Here is a 20714-nt window from a genome sequence, read left to right as displayed (position 1 = left end):
ACATATGTCGAAAATTACCTTTCAATCAACTCAATCATATAGCCGTCGGGGTCTTTGATGAAGGCGATCACGGCCCCACCATGCTTCATCGGCCCGGGTTTACGGGGAACGTCAACTCCCTGGGCTTCCAGTTTCTCGCAAACGCCGTAAATATCCTTGACACCCAAGGCGATGTGACCAAATCCGTTGCCCAGGTCATAGGGCTCCTCACGACCCCAGTTGTGGGTCAGTTCGATCACTGTATTGTTGTCTTCGTCGCCGTAACCGACAAAAGCCAGGGTGAATTCTCCCGACGGAAAGTCCTTTTTCCTGAGCAGCTTCATCCCCAGATTGTCACAGTAAAAGCGGATGGACTTATCCAGGTTCTTGACCCGGATCATAGTATGAAGCATGCTGAATTCGGACATGGAGACCTCCTTGTTAGTCCTCGACAATCATCGCCGTGTAGGTCGCTTCCGCCACCAGCTGGCCGTTTACCTTGCCCTGGCCGCTGAATTTCCAGACATTACGACGATTCTGTTCTTTCTTTACATGGAGTTCGAGCTGGTCGCCCGGGACGACGGGGCGGCGGAACTTGGCGCCGTCAATGGACATAAAGTAGACGATCTTGCCTTCCGCCTCCTGGCCGAGGGTCAACATCACCATGGCGGCGGCGGTCTGGGCCATGGCTTCCACGATCAGGACACCGGGCATAACCGGCTGATCGGGAAAATGTCCCTGGAAAAAATGTTCGTTGATGGTCACATTCTTGACACCAACCGCGGTCTCGCCTGCTTCAATATCCTTGAGGCCGTCAATCAACAGCATGGGATATCTGTGCGGAATGAGTTCCATAATGCGCAGAACGTCAATTGCTGTCGGAATATCCTTTGTTTCCTCGCTCATTTAGTATCCAGTCCTTTTTCCTGAACCATCGATCTTGATGCCGATGTCTTAATGCTTTTCTCTTCCAAAGGCAAGAAGGACAATCCCGGATCGGGATTGTCCGGGTTTCCCCCTGCCTGAAAATAAAAATGCCCCACTTTTCAGCGGGGCATTCTCAGAAGCTTTACCGCTTACTGCGCGGGAGCCGGCGTAACCAGTTCCACTTTCACGGCCGGCAGAACCTGGTCGAGCTGTTCGATCACCTCGTCCGTCACATTCAGGGCGGCGTTATGTTCGATCACCAGACTCTTGTCGATAATCATATTCGCGCCGCGCTCTTTGAGGATTTTCTGATAGATCGGGGTCAGTGCGCTTTGCAGCTTGTTCTGGGCGTTGACCAGTGCAACTTCCAACTGGCGGTTTTTGGCCTGCGCATCACGCTGCATGTCTGCTACTTTGCCACGGAACTCAACAACTTTCTGTTCGTAAACTTCCTTGGGGACCAGGGAGCGCTGGTTGGACAGGCTCTCTTCCTCTTTTTTAAGTTCGGTTTCCTTGGCCACGATTTCCGCCTGGAACTTCTGGCGAATAACGTCGAGCTGACGGCGAATATCCTTACCGGCAGCGGAGTCCATTGTAATTCTGCGGCTATCAATTACCGCAATGGCAACCTTGGGCAATGCCTGGGCAGTTGCCTCTTCAAATGAAGAGAAGGTGTTGATGCCCAGCACAATGGCGGCCATCAGGGCGAATTTCGTAAAATGTTTCATTAAAACCTAGTTCCGATGTTAAATTGGAAAAATTCCGTTTTGTCGTAATCATCTTTAAGCAATGCCTTGGCAAAGTCAATCCTGAAGGGCCCAAAGGGCGACATCCAGGAAAATCCAACGCCGACAGACAATCTTGGTGAAACCGTATCAGCCACAACTGTATGGGTGTTGCCTGTAATATCATTGACAAGGGTAGGCTCCTCATCAATATCCCACAGGGCCCCCATATCAACAAAGGCACTGGCCTCAATACCCATTTCACGGGCGCCTGCTCCCAGCGGTACAAACAGTTCAAGAGAACCGGTATAGTACAGATTACCGCCAAGAGCATCCCGGGTCAGATCGTCACGCGGTCCAATACCGCCTTGCTCAAAGCCCCTCACTTTGGGATTACCCAGGAAAAAGCGATCAGACAGTCTTACGTCCTCGCTTATGCCGAACACATTACCCCCTTCGGCAGAAAGATTAAACACCCATTTCCCGAAAAGCGGGTAATAAAAGTCATAGGACAGACGTGACCGCAGGTAAGAGACGTTTCCTCCCAGTCCGGCAAAGTCCTGGTTGAACACAACCCGCTGGCCCCGGCTCGGGTGCTGGCGGTTGTTCAGTGTATCGTAGGAAATGCCGTAGCCAACCGAGGACGTCGTAAACTTGCCGACGTTATTATCCAGGAACGGGCTGCTGGAAACATAGGTGGTTTCCACGTCATCGACCCGGATCGTATAACGACCGCTCATGACGATATATTCGGTTACCGGGAACGCGGTGCGCAGGCTAGATCCGTAGGTCTGCTGGCGGAAGTCACTCTCAATGAAGTCGGTGTCCCTGAGGAACAGGTCAACACCGGCAACAACAGCCCGATCCAGGAAATAGGGCTCGGTGAAGCTCATATCCACTTCCTTCCTGTAGGAGGAAATACGGGCCCCCAGTCGAACATTCTGGCCTTTACCCATGAAGTTACGCTCACCGACACTGAAATCAAACAGGAAGCTTTCACTGCTTGAGAAACCGGCCCCGACCGAAAGCTCACCGGTGGCCTGTTCTTCGACGGTAACCTCCAGGACGGTCTGATCCTCCGCGGAGCCTTCCAGCTGTTCGATCGTGGCTTCCTTGAAGTAGCCGAGGCTCTTGATGCGGATCTCGGAACGTTTCACTTTCGAGGAGTTGTAGGCGTCCCCTTCAACAATCCTCATTTCACGGCGGATCACCTTGTCATGGGTACGGACGTTTCCGTTAATGTTGATCCGTTCCACATAGACACGCGGCGCCTTGTTGACGACATAGGTAATGTCAACCGTACGCTCCTCGCGGTTGCGGCGAATACGCGGACGGACGTCAACAAAGGCATAGCCCTTGAGCCCGGCGACATCGGTGAGGAATTCTACAGTTCTGTCAATCTGGGTAGAATCATAGGTTTCACCGGTTTTGGTAACAACCAGCGGCTTCAAGTCCTCGGCCTTAATGTCCGGGATTTTGCTCTCAACATCAATCTTGCCGAAGTTATAGATCTCGCCTTCCTCGACAGTCACATTGATGAAGAAATGTTCTTTGTCGTGGGCCAGTTCGGCAACCGCAGAGGTGATGCGGAAATCCGCATAGCCCTGGGAACGGTAATAGTCGCGCAGCAGCTGCTTGTCATAGGCCAGGCGATCGGGATCATAGGTATCCTCCGAGGTGAGGATCTTCCACCAGCGGCTTTCCTTGGTCGCCATGACGTCGCGCAGCGCATCATTGTTGAATTTCTTGTTGCCCATGAAGTTGATCTTGCCGATCTTACTCTTCGGACCTTCACTGATTTCAAAAACCAGGTTCACCCGGTTCTGGTCCAGCTGAATGACCTTGGGCTCGATGGTCGCGGCAAACCGGCCGGCGCGACGATAAACCTCCAGCAGGCGCTGTACATCCGCCCTCACCTTCGCACGCGAGAAAACGATACGCGGACGCAGGGTGATCTCTTCATAGAGCTTGTCGTCCTTCTTGGACTTGTTGCCTTCAAAAACAATCCGGTTGAGGATGGGGTTTTCCACCACACTCACGACCAGCTTGTCTCCGGAACGGCCAATTTTTACGTCAGAGAAAAGGCCCGTATTAAAAAGGCGTTTAAGGGAGGCGTCCACCTTGGCCTCGGAATAATCATCACCCTCGTTGACGATCAGATAGGATTTAATGGTTTCAGACTCAATCCTCTGGTTGCCGGTAACGACAATTTCCGAAATAGCCAGCCCGGTGCTGTAGACGCTCTGCTGGGCATACGAAGCCGTAACCAGCAGTCCGGGTACAAAGCAGAATAAACAAAATAAATATGAGACTTTAATAAAGCGATTTAACACTAGTACATTTTCCTGTTTATTATTATTTCAGGCCGGTCAGCCCGCCAACCCCATTAAGTCGTTCATGGTCGCAAATATCATTAACCCAAGAATGATCACTAATCCAATACGAAATCCATATTCCTGCGTTCTTTCACTCAATTTGCGCCCCAAAGCGGCCTCAAACCCGTAAAATAGCAAATGCCCTCCATCCAGCATCGGTATCGGCAGCAGATTGATAATGCCCAAATTTATCGAAATCATGGCAATGATGTTGATATAAGACAGGATTCCCTCTTCAAAGGAGATGCTGACAATCTGCGCAATCTTGATCGGGCCGCCCAATTCCCTGGCGGGACGGTCACCGCTGATGATCTGCCACAAGCCGACGAAGGAACGTTCCACAATATTGCGTGTTTCGACAATCCCTCCCCAAATGGCTTCAAAAAACCCGAATTCCCTCATCTCCACACCATAGGCACGGACAATCCCGATAATCGGGGCGGTGCGTTCCTCCCCGTTATCCATGAATGTTTCCATATGCGGTGTCACATCAAAGGCCAGGTTCTGCCCGTTGCGCACCACACCCAGGGAGACTGTACTGCCCTCGTTATCGCGAATGGTATCCTGCAGGAAGCGGAAGGTACTGATATCCTCCCCATTGACCGTCTCCAACCGGTCACCCGGTTTCAGCCCTGCCCGTTCCGCCGGGCTGCCAGGGGAAACCGACCCGATGATGATATTGTGGCCAAGCCCCAGTTGCGGCAGTTTGATGGGATCGCCGAATATATCCTTGGCGTCGATAAACTCCGGAGTGACATAGAGGGTCATGGACTGGCCGTGCCGGAGGATTTCCACCTCCATCTCGGACCCCACATTCATGACTTCATTCAGAAGGACATCCCGGAAACTTTCCACCTTATCGCCGTCTATCGAAACAATCTCATCGCCGGGCAGGAAACCGGCTCGTTCGGCGGCACTGCCGGCGACGACTTTGTCCACCACCGGCGGCACGTAAGGCTGACCGAGGAAACCGAAGAAGCCGGCCAGGATAAAGACTGCGAACAGGATATTCACTGCAGGACCGGCAAAGACAATTGCGGCGCGCTGGTACAGCGGTTTGAAATGGAAAGCGACCGCCTTCTCCTCGGGCGTCATGCCCTTGAGGCTGTCGTCATCCGGATTGCTGGCGGCGCCGGCGTCCCCGAAGAATTTGACATAGCCGCCCAGGGGAATATAGCTGAACTTCCAGCGGGTGCCGTTTTTATCGGTACGACCCCAGATTTCCTTGCCAAATCCGATGGAAAAGACTTCAATCCGCACACCGCACAGGCGGGCGACAAAATAATGTCCCCATTCGTGAACGAAAACCAGTAACGACAAGGCAATAACAAAGGCGAGGCCGTTATATAGAAAAGAAAACAGAGCTTCCATAATTCGTCTTTTAGTTTCCTATGAACCCGGCTGAAATCCTTCTCGCTTCACGGTCGATCTCCAGTACCGTCTGCAGGCATTTCAGCTCTACCGAGCCCATGACGCCAAGCGTCTTTTCAACTATCCTGGATATCTCCAGGAACCCTATTTTCCCCTCCAGAAATGCATGAACCGCAATTTCATTGGCAGCATTCAGGATAGTAGGCGCACTTCCGCCGGTTTGCAATGCCTCTCTTGCAAGTTTAAGCGCCGGAAAGCGAACCGGGTCCGGCTCAAAAAAGTCCAACCGTCCCAACCGGGCAAGATCCAGCTGCTTGGCTGGTGTGCCAATGCGCTCCGGCCAGGCCAGAGTGTAGGAGATGGGGGTGCGCATGTCCGGCGACCCCAGCTGCGCCAAAACCGAGCCGTCAACATAGGACACCATGCTGTGAATGACGGACTGGGGATGCACGATAATCTCGATCTTGTCCTCGCTGACCGGGAACAGGTGATAGGCTTCGATCAATTCCAGGCCCTTGTTCATCATGGTGGCGGAGTCGACGGAAATTTTCGCCCCCATGTCCCAGTTGGGGTGGGAAACCGCCTGCTGGGGCGTGACCTTTTCCATTTCTTCCACGCTCATCTGGTAGAAGGGGCCACCGGACGCGGTCAGCGTGACATGGGAAATCTTCTCCGGCTGCTCGAAATCAAACACCTGGAAGATGGCATTATGTTCTGAATCCACAGGCAACAGCGTCGCGTTATGCTCAACCACCTCTTTCATGACCAGATCACCGGCACAGACCAGGCATTCCTTGTTGGCAAGCGCCACGATGGCCCCGCGGCGAATGGCGCTGAGGGTGGGATCCAGACCGGCCGCGCCGACAATGGACGCCATGACCCAGTCGGACGGCAGGGAGGCAGCCTCAATCAGGGCTTCCCGCCCTGCCCCGACCTTGATATTTGTGCCGGCCAACGCCTCCTTGAGGGCCTGGTAACAGCTTTCATCCGCGACCACGGCCATTTTGGCGTTGAACCGGATGGCCTGTTCCGCCAGCTCTGAAACATTGCGGTTGGCCGTCAGCGCCATCACCCGGTAGTGATCCGGATAGCGAGCCACCAGGTCCAGCGTATTGCAGCCGATTGATCCTGTTGATCCCAGTACAGATACGGTACGTATTTTATTTTTATTTGGCAGAAGCGATGCTTCCATTCAAAACTCTCCTTAGCCCCCAAAATACAGATACAGGGCAACCACCGGCATCACAAACAATATACCGTCAACCCGGTCAAGAATACCGCCATGGCCGGGGATAATAGCACCGGAGTCTTTAACTTTGAACTTTCTTTTCACTGCAGACTCTGCCAGATCGCCGATCTGGCTCCAGACCGCCAGAACCACCGAAATAATGACAAACTGATAGAGTGGCTGAAAGCCGAAATACCTGGCGGAAACCGTGCCGGTAATCAGGGCCAGGATGGCGCCGCCGATCAAGCCGGCCCAGGTCTTGTTGGGACTGATTTTCGGCGACATTCTCGGGCCGCCGATCTTCTTGCCGGCGAAATAGGCTCCCGTATCCATTGACCAGACCAATATCATCGCCCACAGGATGATGTAGGCGCCGCCCGGAAGATATTCACGCAGCCAGATCAGCGACAAAGCCGGCAGCAAGGCATAGAAGCCGCCGGCAACGGCAAACTTGAAATCTTTTTTGCTTAAAATCGCCGTCAGGAGGATGGCGTTCAAAAACACCAGCAGGTCAATCAGCGACACAGATCCGAAAAGCTTCAGAGAGACTCCCAGGGCCAGCACAAGTGCAGCCTGCACAAAAAACAGCGGTGTCTTCCAGCCCCCGGTGGTAATCATATTCCATTCCTGCAGGATCAGGACGCTCAGAAGCAGGATCACGGCGGTATATACCCAGCCCCCATAAAGGATCAGGGCAATGGCGACAGGTAACATCACCAGGGCGGATAAAATTCTGAGAAGCAGATTATTCATTGGAAGATTGTGCCCCGGATTACCGTCAAACGATCATCAGGGGCGCGCCCCGTACCGTCTTTCACGTTTATGGAATTCGCAGATCGCGCGGGACAGGCTCTCCTCGTCGAAATCGGGCCAGAGCGTCTCGACAAAGATAAACTCGGCATAGGCCGCCTGCCACAGCAGGAAATTACTGAGGCGCTGTTCGCCGCTGGTACGGATAATGACATCCGGATCGGGGATGTCGGGCAGATAAAGATGAGAGGCGAACATTTGTTCGTCAATTTCATCGGCTGAAATGCGGCCGTCCCTGACTTCCCGGGCGAGTTCACGGGCCGCCTTGACGATTTCGGACTGGGACCCGTAGTTCAGCGCCAGGATCAGCTGCAGGCCGGCGTTGCCGCCGGTCTTCTGTTCGGCATTTTCAATCAGTTCAACGATGGACGGGCTGAGACGTTCACGCGCGCCCATGAAACGCAGACGCACATTCTGCTGGTTCAGCTCTTCAATTTCGTTGTTGAGATAATGCTTCAGGAGCCCCATCAGGTCCTTGACCTCATCTTCCGGCCGTTTCCAGTTTTCCGAAGAGAAGGCATAGAGTGTCAGATATTTAACGCCGAGGCGGGAACATTCCCGCACGCATTTGCGCACTACCTCGGCGCCCTTACGGTGGCCGGCGACCTTGGGCAGCAGGCGCTTTTTAGCCCAGCGCCCGTTCCCGTCCATAATAATGGCAATATGGGACGGCGGGGTAACGACATCCGCCAACTCAGTTACTCTATTTGCCTCTTCAGCCACCAGCATCCGGAAATCCCTATTCAGACCTGCATTATCTCTTTTTCTTTTGCTGCGGTCAGTTCATCAATCTCGGCCACTTTTTTATCGGTCAGTTTCTGGACCTGCTCACCGAGTGTTTTCTGCTCATCTTGACTTATTTCGCCGTCTTTTTCCAGTTTCTTGAGTGAATCCATGCCGTCCCGGCGTACATTCCTGACAGCAATCTTGGCCTGTTCAGCATAGCGCCCGGCCACTTTCGTCAATTCCTGACGACGTTCCTCGTTCAATTCGGGGATCGGGATCCGCAGGGTCTGCCCGTCCACTACCGGATTAAGACCCAGGCCGGCATTGCGGATGGCTTTTTCCGTGGCGCCAACGAGGGTCTTGTCCCAGACCTGGACACTGATCAGCCGCGCCTCGGGAGTGGCCACGGTGCCAACCTGGTTGAGCGGCATGGTGGAGCCATAGGCGTCAACAACAACCGGATCGAGCAGGTTGACCGAGGCCCGGCCGGTGCGCAGGCCTGAAAATTCGGTTTTAAGGTTTTCAATGGCGCCGCTCATGCGCCGTTTGAGATCATCAATATCAAATTCAGAAGACATCTTTCTTCACTCCTGACGTATTATCGTAAATTGTCCTTCGCCCTTCAAAACGCGAGCAAATTCACCAGGTTCATGAATGGAGAATACAAGTATGGGAATATCATTTTCCCTGGCCAGGGCAATGGCCGAGGTGTCCATAACCTTGAGGTCACGTCGCAGCACTTCCTGATAGGACAGTGAATCATATTTTTCAGCAGTCGGATCCAGCTTGGGATCCGCGGTATAAACCCCGTTTACCTGGGTTCCCTTCAGCAGGGCGTCGCAGTTCATTTCCGCCGCCCGAAGTGCGGCAGCCGTATCGGTCGTAAAAAACGGATTGCCGGTGCCTGCAGCAAAAACGACAACCCTGCCCTTTTCCATATGGCGTATGGCCCGGCGGCGAATATAGGGCTCACAGACCGACGAGATCGGAAAGGCGGAAAGCACCCGGGTGTCAACGTCCATATTCTCCAGCGCATTCTGGATGGCCAGGGAATTCATCACGGTGGCCAGCATACCCATGTGATCCGCCGACGTGCGGTCAAAACCGCTTGCCACGCCCGACATGCCGCGAAAGATATTTCCCGCGCCGACAACAAGGCAAACTTCTACGCCCAATTCCCTGACGGCCTTTATTTCGGCGGCCACGCGATTTACCATTTCAGGATCAATTCCGTAATCCTGAGACCCCATAAGAGCTTCACCGGAAAGTTTCAGAAGGACTCTTTTGAATTGAGGTTCTTCGGACATATTGCAGACACCTGTAAAAATTCTTGTCGTATAGTATTCTTATTATTTCGCACATCTTGCATCACGGACAAGGATAAGTCCATGAAGAATATACAAGAAGGGCCCATTTACCAAACCAGCCAAAGGATGATCGGTAAATGAGCCCAGAATATGGCTATGATTAGTTGCCGGCGGCAGCAGCAACCTCAGCGGCGAAATCGTCTTCTTCTTTCTCGATACCTTCGCCGAGAGCAAGACGAACAAAGCCGGCCAGCTTGATATCTGTACCGGCAGATTTCGCGGCATTTTCAACAACTTTGGAAATCTTGGTTTCACCATCGATGACGAAAGTCTGTTCCAGCAGAACCACTTCCTCGTAGTACTTGCGGATACGGCCTTCGATCATTTTCTCGATGATGTTGTCAGGCTTGCCGGATTCACGGGCCTGCTCAATCAGCACGTTGCGTTCACGCTCCAGAAGCTCCGGATCCAGGTCATCGATGGACAGGGAGGCCGGGCTGGTAGCGGCAACATGCATGGCCAGCTGTTTGCCGAGAGCGGACAGTGTTACTTCGTCAGCCTCTGACTCCAGGCTAACGAGAACAGCAATCTTGCCCATACCTTCAACCACAGTGCCGTGGATGTAGGAAGCCACAACGCCTTTGTTCACACTCAGGCCAACAGAACGACGGAAGTTCATGTTTTCACCGATGGTGCCCACAGCTTCCTTGACTTCCTCGGCAACACTACGGGAGGTGCCCGGGTAAGTTGCATTCTGGGTAGCTTCGAAGTCGCCATCATTGTCCAGGGCAATCTGGGCAATATTTTTGACCATTGCCTGGAACTTCTCGTTGCGGGCGACGAAGTCAGTTTCAGAGTTCACCTCGACGGCAACAGCTTTCGTGCCGGAAGCAGCAACAGCAACAAGACCTTCGGCAGCCACACGGCCGGCTTTTTTCTCGGCCTTGGCAATACCCTTCTGGCGCAGCCAGTCAACGGACGCTTCCAGGTCGCCGTCGTTCTCAGCCAGAGCTTTTTTACAATCCATCATGCCTGCGCCGGTTTTCTCGCGCAGTTCCTTAACCAATGCAGCAGTAATTTGAGCCATTTTCTTTCCTTGAGATTTTCGGAATAAAGTCATTGCCGGCTTCCAACAGCTTTAGCGGCTGGAAACCGGCGATGCCAATGAACTTTTTAAGACGCTTTTTCTTCAGCAGGAGCTTCTTCAGCCGGTGCTTCCACAGCGGGAGCTTCTTCTGCAGCAGCAGCTTCTGCCGGAGCCTCTTCGGCTTCAGCTTCCAGGGCCGGCTCCACCGGAGCCTCTTCGGCGCCGAGGTCGACACCCTGCTCTGACAGTTCCTGCTGGATACCTTCCAGAACAGAATCCGCAATCAGATCACAATACAGCTGGATCGCACGTGTTGCGTCATCGTTACCCGGTACCGGGAAATCAACACCTTCCGGGTTGCTGTTGGTATCCAGAATGCCGACAACCGGAATACCCAGTTTCCTGGCTTCCTGGATGGCCAGTTCTTCCTTGTTGGTATCGATCACAAAGATGACATTCGGCAGACCGCCCATGTCTTTAATACCACCGAGAGAGCGCTCCAGTTTATCCCGCTCACGTGTCATCTGCAGGATTTCTTTTTTGGTCAGACCGGAATGTTCCTGGCTCAGGAGGTCTTCCAGCTCTTTGAGACGCTTGATGGAGTTTGAAACAGTCTGCCAGTTGGTCAGCATGCCACCGAGCCAGCGGTGGTTCACATAATACTGACCGCAACGCTTGGCAGCTTCGGCGATCGGGCCGGAAGCCTGGCGTTTGGTGCCGACAAACAATACGCGGCCGCCGGATGCGGTTACGTCACGAACCTGTTCCATAGCGCGATGCAGAAGCGGTACGGTAATGGACAGGTTAAGAATATGAATTTTGTTACGAACACCGAAGATGTAATCGCCCATACGGGGGTTCCAACGGTGGGCCTGGTGGCCAAAATGTACACCAGCTTCCAAAAGCTGACGCATGGTAAAGCTAGGCAGTGCCATGTCTTTTCTCCTTTTCCGGTTAATCCTCCACGGGCTTTGGTCTCTAGAGACACCGGAAAGTCGGCCTCAATATGTAGGAGGCAAACTTCTACACCCGTGTGTGAAGTAGGCGCGTATTACGACGTTTTCAGACAAAAGGCAAGGGATAAATCGCCAATTTCCGCCAATAATACAGAAAAAATAAAAAGCCGTCGCTTTTGGAAAGCAACGGCCTGAATCAAAGCGTGAGCGGCTATCTATAATAACCGCTCACGTTTGTTCTTTTCTCATTCCGGTCTACTTATCAAACTGGAGGAGTTTCGTCTCAAGCCTCAGGCTTTGCGGCGACGCAGGCCGGCGAAGACCAGACCCAGGCCGAGCAGACCCAGCATGGCAGGCTCGGAAACTTCTTCCGCAGTGATGGCCACTGAGGTGTAGAGAGTTGTAAAGGTATTTTCTTCGGTCAGGAAGCCCTGACAACCTGATTCGGCACCAGCAAGGGCACAGGCATCATCATCCAGGAAGGATGTGTCACCCAGGTCCAGAGTAACGGTATAGAGGTATCCGTCTTCAACGAAGCTGAAGGACAGGTTTTCCGGGTTTACCAGTACGAAGATATCGTCACACACGCTGATAGAGTCATCAACACAAGTGCCTTCAGTGTTCGGAGTTTCCTGGAACTCGATGAACAGCGGGAACACGATCGGACCCAGGGAGAAACCAGCCGGGCTAACAGCTTCAAGGCTGATGGTATCCTGGATGGTCACGCTGGTCAGCGAAGTATTGTACGCGATCACGTTGTTCACGTGTGTCAGGGTGGCTGCATCTTCAAAAGCACCGTTGGTCATGATGCCGTTTACTTCGGTGTGACCGTTGGCGTTGGCAGCCGGGGTTGTACCGTCGTAACCGCTCTGGTCACCAATGACCAGATGACTGTAATTTCCGCCTTCAAGGCCCCAGGAAATATAGTCGCCGTTGTTAATGAGATCCGCAAGCGGTTCACCAGTTTCATCCTGAAAGGCTGCATCGGCTGTCAGCTTCCATTCAGTAATCATGGTTCCAGCATGAGCTGAACCCATAACCACAACACTTGCGATAGCGCCAGTGATAAGGGAAATTATCTTATTGCTTTTCACAATAACCTCCTGTGATGTTCGTATGAGTGCAGCGTAACGCAACCATACATGGAAAATTAAAAATCTATAAGTACTCAACTACTCGTTCGTGGCTCGTACCACATCATCTGATAACGGTATCTTTATAAGCAAGTAGCGTGCCAATTTATTTTTTCCTTTAATTGCAACAAGTTAACAATATCCGCCCTGACATCACATGCAATTGTGTAAAAAATATCGACACCTAAAACCAGAAATATCCCCCCACTTTTCCGCTTTTCTTACAATAAATCATTATTTATCAATGACTTAATATACTCTTTAGGTTCTTTTAATATTCCATGCACTGTAAAGAAATCTGACACCGGCTATTTTCAGTCGCAGAAGGACCGGTCGGGTTATTCCCCTAATCCTTTGAAATACCGGGATGAACGCTATTTTGATCCACAGAACCATATCCTGCCTCCTCGGCAACGATTCTGACTTCCCCCGCCTCATTTTTCCTGATTTCCGGCAATACTGTGACAATTTCCCGTCCTGCCGTATCTTCCATCAGTTCCCTGACTGAACCGAATTCTGCAATCTTTTTCAAATTCATGAGTGTCGGGAACATCAGAGTCCCGTCCGCCTCCTCGATAATCCTGGTCGGGGTCGCCCAGATCACGTCGATGATTTCCTGGCCGTCCGCCTTGGCAACCTGCCCCTCCGGCGCTTCACAAACAAAAAAGCGCGTGTCAAACCGCTTGGGTCGGGCAACAGGCGTGATCCAGTGGGCAAACGGCACACAGGCCTCCAGATCAGGGCCCAGGCCATTCTCCTTCATAAAATCCAGCAGGCCCATACCCTGATAATGCACCCGGTCACGATACTCCCTGTCTATTGCCGCACGCTGATCTTCGGTAAGCGAATATCCGTTCTTTTTCGCAATGATCAGGCCGGTTTCTTCAAAGACTTCGCGAATAGCGGTAAACCGCAGGCCGCGGAACTGTTCGGGTAACTTCTCTTCAGTTTCCCCGGCCCATTCAAGCTCGGCCTTTTTGTCGAGCGGATCCACTTTACCGCCAGGAAAAACCCGCGCTCCGCCGGCGAACTTGATATCACCATGACGCTCCCCCACCAGCACTTCGAGCCCGTCATAACCATCACGCACCAGAATGACGGTCGCGGAATCAATTGGGGTGGCGATTTTTTTGGTCTCTGAACTCATATTTCCCGGGCCTCCGTAATGCCTTTCATGGTGACAATCGCGTTGCGAACGGCTGGTGATATCACATAGCCTTCGCCCAGTTCCACATCTATGTCGAACTTTTCCCCGTCATCAACCTTGATTTTAAAGGTAACAGTCCCCCGCCCCCCTTTATGCTGCTCGAGTATCTCCTTCACCGCGGTCAGGGACTTTTCATTCTCGACAAAGATTTCCAGTCCCTTGGCGGTCCGGGCGGCAACCTGGTCGATGGATTCAATCCCCTGAGCCGTCAGCCTGACCGCCCCTTCATCGGTTTTCCGCACTTCCGCGGTCACAATCACCGAGTTGCCCGCTTCCAGCATGTCCCGCTTGGCGTTCAAAACTTCGGAAAACAGTGTCACTTCATAGGCGCCGGCCGCATCCGACAGGCCAAGGAAGGCATATTTATTGCCGCGCTGGGAGCGTTTTTCCTTCAGGCTCTGGATCGTGCCGGCCAGCTTGACCACCCCGCCCTTGCCGGTGGCCCGCGCCTCGATCTCGCTGGACGGCACCACTTTCTGCCGCGCCAGGACTTTGTCGTAGGCGTCCAGCGGATGGGCGGACAGGTAAAAGCCGATCGCTTCGCGTTCATTGTTCAGCCTGTCAATCAGGGCCCAGTCATTGACGTCCGGCAGGACCAGATTCGGCTCCTCAACCACATCACCGAACAGGCTGACCTGGTCGCTGTTTCTCTCCTGGGTTGCGGCGCTGGCCTGCTTGAGCAGCATTTCCACCGACTGGAATACCTGGGCCCGGTTCGGATTAATACTGTCAAACGCCCCGGCCTTGGCCATATTTTCCAGCGCCCGCTTGTTGATATGGTGGGTGTCGATCCGGGCGCAGAAATCCTCCAGGCTCTTGAAAGGTCCGTTCTTTTCCCGCTCCGCGACCAGGGACTCCATGGCGGCCGAGCCTACATTCTTCAGCCCGGCCAGCGCATAACGCACGCCGCGCAACACACCGTCTCCGCGGGCGCCGCCGATATGTTCGTCGTCCCTCTCGCCCTCGATCACCTCGACGGAAAATTCAACCTGTGATTTATTGACATCCGGCGGCAGGATCGGGATATGCAGGCTTTTCAACTCTTCCTTGAAGATCTGCAGCTTGTCGGTGTTGTTCAGGTCGAGCGACATGATGGCCGCCATAAACTCGACCGGGAAATTGGCCTTGAGATAGGCGGTATGATAGGCCACCAGGGCATAGGCGGCGGCGTGGGACTTGTTGAAACCGTAGCCGGCGAATTTGGCCACCAGGTCGAAAATATGGGCCGCCTGCTTGGGATCCACCCCCTTGTTATCGGCCCCTTCCTGGAACCGGGCCCTCTGTTTGTCCATTTCCGCGGCAATCTTCTTGCCCATGGCCCGGCGCAGCAGGTCGGCTTCACCAAGGGAATAATCGGCCAGGATCTGGGCGATCTGCATCACCTGTTCCTGGTAAATGATCACCCCGTAGGTTTCCTTCAGCACCTCCACCAGCAGCGGATGCAGGTAATCCGGCTCTTCCTCGCCATGTTTACAGGCGATATAGCGGGGAATATTGTCCATCGGGCCCGGACGGTACAGCGCCACCACAGCGATGATATCCTCGAACAGGTCGGGTTTCATCTGCAGCAGCACATTCTGCATGCCGCTACTTTCCAGCTGGAACACGCCCACGGTCTTACCCCGGCCCATCAATTCGAAAGACGGTTTGTCGTCCAGCGGCACCTGCGACAGGTCGATATCGATGCCGCGGGGCCTGATATTTTCCACGGCCTTGGCCAGCACCGTCAGGGTTTTCAGGCCCAGAAAGTCGAACTTGACCAGTCCGGCCTGCTCGACAAACTTCATGTTGAACTGGGTCACCGGCATGTCCGACTTGGGATCGCGGTAGAGCGGCACCAGCTGATGCAGTGGCCTGTCACCGATCACCACGCCGGCGGCATGGGTCGAGGCATGGCGGTACAGGCCTTCGAGCTGCAGGGCCATATCAATCAGCCGCGCCGTGGTCGGGTCGCTGTCCCGCTCCGCCTGCAGCCGTTCCTCGCTCTCCAGCGCCTCGGACAGGGTGACCGGATTGGCCGGATTGCTGGGAATCATCTTCGACAGCCGGTCCACCTGACCATAAGGCATCTGCAGCACCCGGCCCACATCACGGACCACGGCCCGGGCCTGCAGCTTACCGAAGGTAATGATCTGCGCCACCTGGTCATGGCCGTATTTATCCTGCACATATTTGATCACCTGGTCGCGTTTGTCCTGGCAGAAGTCGATATCAAAGTCCGGCATGGACACGCGTTCGGGATTAAGGAAACGTTCGAACAGCAGGCTGAACCGCAACGGATCAAGATCAGTAATCAACAATGCCCAGGCGACCACGGAGCCGGCGCCAGAGCCACGCCCCGGCCCCACCGGGATATTATGGTCCTTGGACCACTGGATGAAGTCCGACACGATCAGGAAGTAACCGGGAAAATCCATATTGATGATAATGCCCAGTTCATAATCCAGCCGGTCAAAATAGGGCTTGGCCTTTTCCTCGCGCTCTTCCGGCGTTTCGTCCCCGGTAAAGACATGGGCCTCGAGGCGGGCTTCCAGGCCCTTTGTGGCAAACTGGCGCAACGTCTCGGCTTCGGAGGTATTCTCGTCAGCAGTAAATTTCGGCAGAATCGGATCAATAGTCGGGACCTTGTAAGCGCACCTCTGGGCCACAACCACCGTGTTGGTGATAGCCTCCGGCAGGTCCTCGAACAGCCTGGCCATTTCATCGGGCGACTTGAAATAATGTTCCGGCGTCAGTTTGCGCCGGTCGTCCTGCTCCACATAAGCGCCGTCGGCAATACACAGCAGCGCGTCATGGGCGGCATACATATTCCGGGTGGGAAAATGCACGTCATTTGTCGCCACCAGGGGAATATCATGGGCATAGGCCAGATCCAGCAGTTTATCTTCGCACTGCTCCTCCTCACTCATCCCATGGCGCATCAGTTCCATATAGAGGCGTCCCGGGAACAGCGCCATCAGTTTGCGCGTGACCTCCGCTGCCTTTTCCTCGTCCTCGTCGAGCAGATATTTGCCGATCGGCCCCTTGTGACCGCCGCTCAGGCAGATCACGCCGTCGGTCTTGCCCTCCAGGAGGCTGAGCCCGATCTGCGGCGGCTCATGCACCGCCGATTCCAGATGGGCCTGACTGACCAGCTCCATCAGGTTGTGATAGCCTTGGTCGGTCTGGGCCAGCAGGGCAATGGATCCCGGTTCGGGCCGCCTGACCGTGCCCTGCAGCTCTTCCGGACCATGGGTAATGGACAGGCAACAGCCGACAATCGGCTGGATGCCGCTCCCCGGCAGGGTCAGGGAGGCCTCCAGCATGCCGAACATATTATTGGTGTCGGTAATGGCCACGGCCGGCATATTATGCTGGGTGCAGAGCTTGGGCAGGGCTTTTACATGAATCGCGCCTTCGGACAGGGAATAGGCGGTATGAAGTCTGAGATGAATAAAGCTGTGGTTCGACATACCCGCCCGAGTGATAAAAAGTTACTGATAGAATCCGCTAATGCCGGCGCGCGGCACGGCAGGACAAAGATACTTCCACGCCAATATCATGTAAAGGGTAAAGCCCTCAGGCCCCCATCTTGACGCCCTTGTGCAGCTTGCCGTCCTTGAGAATGACACAGCTTGCCGTTCGCTTTGCAAAAGAGGTGTTGTGAGTCGCCAGCAGGGCCGCCGTTCCCTCTTCCCGGGCCAGGTCCAGCAGGATGTTGAGCACTTCGCCGCCTGTGGTTTCATCCAGGTTGCCGGTCGGTTCGTCCGCCAGCAGCAGTTTCGGCCGGTTGGCCAGCGCCCGGGCGATGGCGACCCGCTGCTGTTCCCCGCCGGACAGCTGGGCCGGCCGGTGGGTCAAACGCTCCGCCAGTCCCATTTTTTCCAGAAGTTCCTCGGCCCGTTTCCGGGCCTTGTTGCCGCCAACACCGGCAATCATCTGCGGCATCACCACATTTTCCAGCGCCGTGAATTCCGGCAACAGGTGATGGAACTGATAGACAAAACCGATTTCGTTACGGCGAATGCGGGTCCTTTTGATGTCGGACAGGCCGTTGCAGGACACGCCGTCAATCATCACATCGCCTTCATTGGCCTTTTCCAACAGCCCGGTGATATGCAGCAGAGTGGACTTGCCGGCACCCGACGCCCCGACCAGGGAAACAGTTTCCCCCGCCTGGATTTCCAGGTTAACCCCCTTGAGGATATGCAGGTCTTCCCCGCCCTGAAAGAAATGACGATGAATATTCTGCAGCTGCAGGATCGGATTACTCATAGCGCAGCGCCTCCACCGGATCGGTTTTGGCCGCCCGCCAGGCCGGATAAAGGGTCGCGAGGAAGGTCAGCGTCAGGGAGACAACGGTCACCGCAATGACCTCACCCGGATCAATAATGGCCGGGATTTCGGAAATAAAACGGATTTCCGCGTCCCAGACCTTGGCGCCGGTCAGTTTTTCGATAAGGTCAGAGATATTCTGAAGATTTTTCGCAAGCGACACCCCTGCCCACACGCCGAGAAACGTCCCCAGGACCCCGATTGTCGACCCGGTAATGAAAAACACCCGGAGGATGGACGCCCGGGATGCCCCCATGGTCCGGAGAATAGCGATGTCCTTGTTCTTGCTGCGGACCAGCATGATCATGGTGGAAATCACATTAAACACGGCCACCAGAATAATCAGGGTCAGGATGATGAACATCACATTGCGTTCAATCTGCAGCGCATTGAAGAAGCTTTTGTTCAGGATGCGCCAGTCCACCAACCGACCGAGATGGCCGGTCGCCTTGAGCCTCTGGTCGATATAGGGGTAGGTTTCGGTGATCAAATCCGGATGAGTGAGGGTGATTTCCAGATATTGGACCGTATCGCCATATTTGAAATATTTCTGGGCCTGGTCCAGCGGCATGAAGAAATAGCCGGAGTCATAATTATATTCGCCGACTTCGAATATGGCCTTGATTTCATAACTCGACAGTCTTGGCACGGTGCCAAACGGCGTTACCCTGCCCTTCGGCGTAATCAGGGTCACCAGGCTTCCGACATGGAGATTGTAATTTTCCGCCAGCCGGACCCCGACCGCCAGGTCATGGTCCCCCGTTCCGAAATCATCCAGGCTGCCGGCGACAATATGATCAGCCACCAGAGGGCGTTCTTTAAGGTCTTCCGGCCGCATGCCGCGGACAATAGCGCCGGTGGCGTAATCGCCGAAGGACGCCATGACCTGCCCCTCAATGATCGGATCCACATGCACCACATTCTGTACCGAAGACAGAAGTTCCACCGAGCGTTCATAATCGCTGATCTTGCCGCCGACCGGCTGGTACAGCAGATGTCCCTTGAAACCGATGACCTTGCCCAGAAGTTCTTCGCGGAAGCCGCCCATGACGCTCATTGTCGCGATCAGGGCCATAACGCCAAGGATAATGCCGAGCAGCGAAAATATCGCGATAACCGAGATAAATCCCTCATGCCCCTTGAGCCTGAGATATCTGAAGGCCAGCATCCATTCAAAGGACCGAAACATTATACCCCCTTATGCGGTCAAGCGATTCAGCAGTTCGTCCTCGCTCAACTCTTCCCGCTCACCGGTGCGGCGGTTCTTAAACTCGATGACACCTTTTTCCAGCCCTTTGGGCCCGATCACCGCCTGCCAGGGCAGGCCGATCAGGTCCATGTTGGCGAATTTGACGCCGCCGCCTACTTCCCGGTCGTCATAGAGCACCTCGACCCCGGCGTTCTGCAGCTTCTGGTACAGGGCCTCGCTGGCCACCGTACAGGCTTCATCCTTGCCGCGCAGGTTGACCAGACCGACCTTGAACGGGGCGACCGCCTCCGGCCAGATAATGCCGTTCTCGTCGTGGTTGGCTTCAATCAGGGCGCCGACCAGGCGGGAGACGCCAATACCGTAGGAGCCCATTTCCACATTGACCAGCTTGCCATCCGGTCCGGTGACCTGGGCACCCATGGCCTTGGAATATTTATCGCCGAAATAGAAGATATGACCGACCTCGATGCCCTTGGCAGTGCGCAGGTCTTCTGCGGCAACCGGACAGGTAGCCGGGTCGTGCTTTTCCTCTTCCATGGCATAAATGCCCTGCAGGCTGGAAATGGTATCGGCATCAATATCACCGGTCAGTTTGTGGAGCTCGAACTCCTCGATCGCTTTGTCATAATAGAGCGTGCTTTCGCCGGTTTCCGCCAGGATCTGGAATTCATGGCTGAGATCACCACCGATGGCGCCGGTATCCGCCTTCACAGGAATGGCCACCATGCCAAGCCGGGCGAAGGTCCTGAGATAGGCCACATACATTTTATTGTAGGATTCCCGGGCGCCCTCCTCATCCAGGTCAAAGCTGTAGGTGTCCTTCATCAGGAATTCCCTGCCGCGCATCACCCCGAACCGGGGCCGGATCTCGTCCCGGAACTTCCACTGGATGTGATACAGCATCTTGGGCACATCCTTGTAGCTTTTCAGGTTGTTGCGAAACAGGTCGGTGATCATTTCCTCGTTGGTGGGACCATAGAGCATTTCGCGGTCATGCCGGTCGGTGATGCGCAGCATCTCCTTGCCGTAGGCGTCGTAGCGCCCGCTTTCCTGCCACAGCTCGGCAGACTGGATGGTCGGCATCAGCAGTTCCTGGGCCCCGGCCCGGTTCTGTTCCTCGCGAACGATCTGCTCGATATTGCGCAACACTTTCAGGCCGAGCGGTAGCCAGATATAGATCCCGGCGCTGGTCTGCCGGATCATGCCTGACCGTAACATCAGACGGTGGGACACCACCTGTGCTTCGCTGGGGTTTTCTTTCAGCGTAGGAAGAAAATATGTAGAAAGGCGCATTTCAGTACCTGGTTATTGTTTATTTACATAGCTTGTACTAGTTCTTAACAGGCTTTCCGGCGAGTG

General features: G+C 54.3%; 18 protein-coding genes. All 18 read right to left on the bottom strand.

Translation table 11 applies throughout. The features are described from left to right. Positions 1 to 14: 14 nt before the first annotated feature. A complete protein-coding gene (gene gloA, locus FIV46_RS02220) occupies positions 15 to 407 on the bottom strand; it encodes a lactoylglutathione lyase (RefSeq protein ID WP_139938166.1) in 393 nt (130 codons plus the stop codon). Between the two features lie 13 nt (positions 408 to 420). Then, a complete protein-coding gene (gene fabZ, locus FIV46_RS02215; protein ID WP_139938165.1) occupies positions 421 to 885 on the bottom strand; it encodes a 3-hydroxyacyl-ACP dehydratase FabZ in 465 nt (154 codons plus the stop codon). Positions 886 to 1055: 170 nt separating this feature from the next. Next, complete coding sequence (locus FIV46_RS02210; protein WP_139938164.1) at positions 1056 to 1634, bottom strand: OmpH/Skp family outer membrane protein; 579 nt, start codon at positions 1632 to 1634, stop codon at positions 1056 to 1058. After that, a complete protein-coding gene (gene bamA, locus FIV46_RS02205; RefSeq protein ID WP_139938163.1) occupies positions 1634 to 3964 on the bottom strand; it encodes an outer membrane protein assembly factor BamA in 2331 nt (776 codons plus the stop codon). The genes FIV46_RS02210 and bamA overlap by 1 nt, the downstream gene beginning before the upstream one ends. A gap of 36 nt (positions 3965 to 4000) precedes the next feature. Beyond that, positions 4001 to 5377: an RIP metalloprotease RseP gene (gene rseP / locus FIV46_RS02200; protein WP_139938162.1), complete on the bottom strand. Its 1377-nt coding sequence runs from the start codon at positions 5375 to 5377 to the stop codon at positions 4001 to 4003. A 10-nt stretch (positions 5378 to 5387) separates the two neighbouring features. Further along, positions 5388 to 6569 carry a 1-deoxy-D-xylulose-5-phosphate reductoisomerase gene (locus tag FIV46_RS02195; protein ID WP_139938161.1) on the bottom strand — a complete coding sequence of 394 codons (1182 nt, stop codon included), beginning with the start codon at positions 6567 to 6569 and terminating at the stop codon, positions 5388 to 5390. Between the two features lie 12 nt (positions 6570 to 6581). Then, positions 6582 to 7358: a phosphatidate cytidylyltransferase gene (locus tag FIV46_RS02190; protein WP_139938160.1), complete on the bottom strand. Its 777-nt coding sequence runs from the start codon at positions 7356 to 7358 to the stop codon at positions 6582 to 6584. Positions 7359 to 7394: 36 nt separating this feature from the next. Next, the gene (locus FIV46_RS02185) at positions 7395 to 8144 is read right to left on the bottom strand and encodes an isoprenyl transferase (RefSeq protein ID WP_139938159.1); all 750 of its coding nucleotides are present in this window, start codon (positions 8142 to 8144) and stop codon (positions 7395 to 7397) included. A gap of 14 nt (positions 8145 to 8158) precedes the next feature. Beyond that, positions 8159 to 8719: a ribosome recycling factor gene (frr, locus tag FIV46_RS02180; protein ID WP_139938158.1), complete on the bottom strand. Its 561-nt coding sequence runs from the start codon at positions 8717 to 8719 to the stop codon at positions 8159 to 8161. Positions 8720 to 8725: 6 nt separating this feature from the next. Next, positions 8726 to 9448 carry a UMP kinase gene (gene pyrH, locus FIV46_RS02175; protein WP_139938157.1) on the bottom strand — a complete coding sequence of 241 codons (723 nt, stop codon included), beginning with the start codon at positions 9446 to 9448 and terminating at the stop codon, positions 8726 to 8728. Positions 9449 to 9608: 160 nt separating this feature from the next. After that, positions 9609 to 10535, bottom strand: coding sequence for a translation elongation factor Ts (tsf, locus tag FIV46_RS02170; protein WP_139938156.1), 927 nt, complete (start codon positions 10533 to 10535; stop codon positions 9609 to 9611). Positions 10536 to 10621: 86 nt separating this feature from the next. Continuing rightward, positions 10622 to 11470 (bottom strand): 30S ribosomal protein S2, encoded by an 849-nt coding sequence (gene rpsB / locus FIV46_RS02165; protein WP_139938155.1) that lies wholly within the window; start codon positions 11468 to 11470, stop codon positions 10622 to 10624. Between the two features lie 311 nt (positions 11471 to 11781). Then, the gene (locus tag FIV46_RS02160) at positions 11782 to 12585 is read right to left on the bottom strand and encodes a THxN family PEP-CTERM protein (RefSeq protein ID WP_281280504.1); all 804 of its coding nucleotides are present in this window, start codon (positions 12583 to 12585) and stop codon (positions 11782 to 11784) included. A gap of 385 nt (positions 12586 to 12970) precedes the next feature. Beyond that, entirely contained in the window at positions 12971 to 13771 is an 801-nt protein-coding gene (locus FIV46_RS02155) for an NUDIX hydrolase (protein ID WP_139938153.1), read from the bottom strand. Continuing rightward, positions 13768 to 17283 (bottom strand): DNA polymerase III subunit alpha, encoded by a 3516-nt coding sequence (gene dnaE / locus FIV46_RS02150; protein WP_139938152.1) that lies wholly within the window; start codon positions 17281 to 17283, stop codon positions 13768 to 13770. Before dnaE ends, FIV46_RS02155 begins: the two co-directional genes overlap by 4 nt. Before the next feature lie 106 nt (positions 17284 to 17389). Further along, entirely contained in the window at positions 17390 to 18085 is a 696-nt protein-coding gene (locus FIV46_RS02145; protein ID WP_139938151.1) for an ABC transporter ATP-binding protein, read from the bottom strand. After that, positions 18078 to 19334: a lipoprotein-releasing ABC transporter permease subunit gene (locus tag FIV46_RS02140; RefSeq protein ID WP_139938150.1), complete on the bottom strand. Its 1257-nt coding sequence runs from the start codon at positions 19332 to 19334 to the stop codon at positions 18078 to 18080. Before FIV46_RS02140 ends, FIV46_RS02145 begins: the two co-directional genes overlap by 8 nt. Positions 19335 to 19343: 9 nt before the next feature. Further along, positions 19344 to 20648, bottom strand: a complete 1305-nt coding sequence (gene proS, locus FIV46_RS02135) for a proline--tRNA ligase (protein WP_139938149.1) — start codon at positions 20646 to 20648, stop codon at positions 19344 to 19346. Positions 20649 to 20714: the final 66 nt, after the last annotated feature.

It is taken from the genome of Emcibacter nanhaiensis (assembly GCF_006385175.1).
Lineage (GTDB): Bacteria > Pseudomonadota > Alphaproteobacteria > Sphingomonadales > Emcibacteraceae > Emcibacter > Emcibacter nanhaiensis.
This window is presented reverse-complemented; position numbering and strand designations above follow the sequence as displayed.

Bases quoted from the DNA above. Each gene is read 5' to 3' on its own strand.
- gloA (WP_139938166.1), bottom strand. From the start codon at position 407: ATGTCCGAATTCAGCATGCTTCATACTATGATCCGGGTCAAGAACCTG.
- fabZ (WP_139938165.1), bottom strand. From the start codon at position 885: ATGAGCGAGGAAACAAAGGATATTCCGACAGCAATTGACGTTCTGCGC.
- FIV46_RS02210 (WP_139938164.1), bottom strand. From the start codon at position 1,634: ATGAAACATTTTACGAAATTCGCCCTGATGGCCGCCATTGTGCTGGGC.
- rseP (WP_139938162.1), bottom strand. From the start codon at position 5,377: ATGGAAGCTCTGTTTTCTTTTCTATATAACGGCCTCGCCTTTGTTATT.
- FIV46_RS02195 (WP_139938161.1), bottom strand. From the start codon at position 6,569: ATGGAAGCATCGCTTCTGCCAAATAAAAATAAAATACGTACCGTATCT.
- FIV46_RS02190 (WP_139938160.1), bottom strand. From the start codon at position 7,358: ATGAATAATCTGCTTCTCAGAATTTTATCCGCCCTGGTGATGTTACCT.
- FIV46_RS02185 (WP_139938159.1), bottom strand. From the start codon at position 8,144: ATGCTGGTGGCTGAAGAGGCAAATAGAGTAACTGAGTTGGCGGATGTC.
- frr (WP_139938158.1), bottom strand. From the start codon at position 8,719: ATGTCTTCTGAATTTGATATTGATGATCTCAAACGGCGCATGAGCGGC.
- pyrH (WP_139938157.1), bottom strand. From the start codon at position 9,448: ATGTCCGAAGAACCTCAATTCAAAAGAGTCCTTCTGAAACTTTCCGGT.
- tsf (WP_139938156.1), bottom strand. From the start codon at position 10,535: ATGGCTCAAATTACTGCTGCATTGGTTAAGGAACTGCGCGAGAAAACC.
- rpsB (WP_139938155.1), bottom strand. From the start codon at position 11,470: ATGGCACTGCCTAGCTTTACCATGCGTCAGCTTTTGGAAGCTGGTGTA.
- FIV46_RS02155 (WP_139938153.1), bottom strand. From the start codon at position 13,771: ATGAGTTCAGAGACCAAAAAAATCGCCACCCCAATTGATTCCGCGACC.
- dnaE (WP_139938152.1), bottom strand. From the start codon at position 17,283: ATGTCGAACCACAGCTTTATTCATCTCAGACTTCATACCGCCTATTCC.
- FIV46_RS02145 (WP_139938151.1), bottom strand. From the start codon at position 18,085: ATGAGTAATCCGATCCTGCAGCTGCAGAATATTCATCGTCATTTCTTT.
- FIV46_RS02140 (WP_139938150.1), bottom strand. From the start codon at position 19,334: ATGTTTCGGTCCTTTGAATGGATGCTGGCCTTCAGATATCTCAGGCTC.
- proS (WP_139938149.1), bottom strand. From the start codon at position 20,648: ATGCGCCTTTCTACATATTTTCTTCCTACGCTGAAAGAAAACCCCAGC.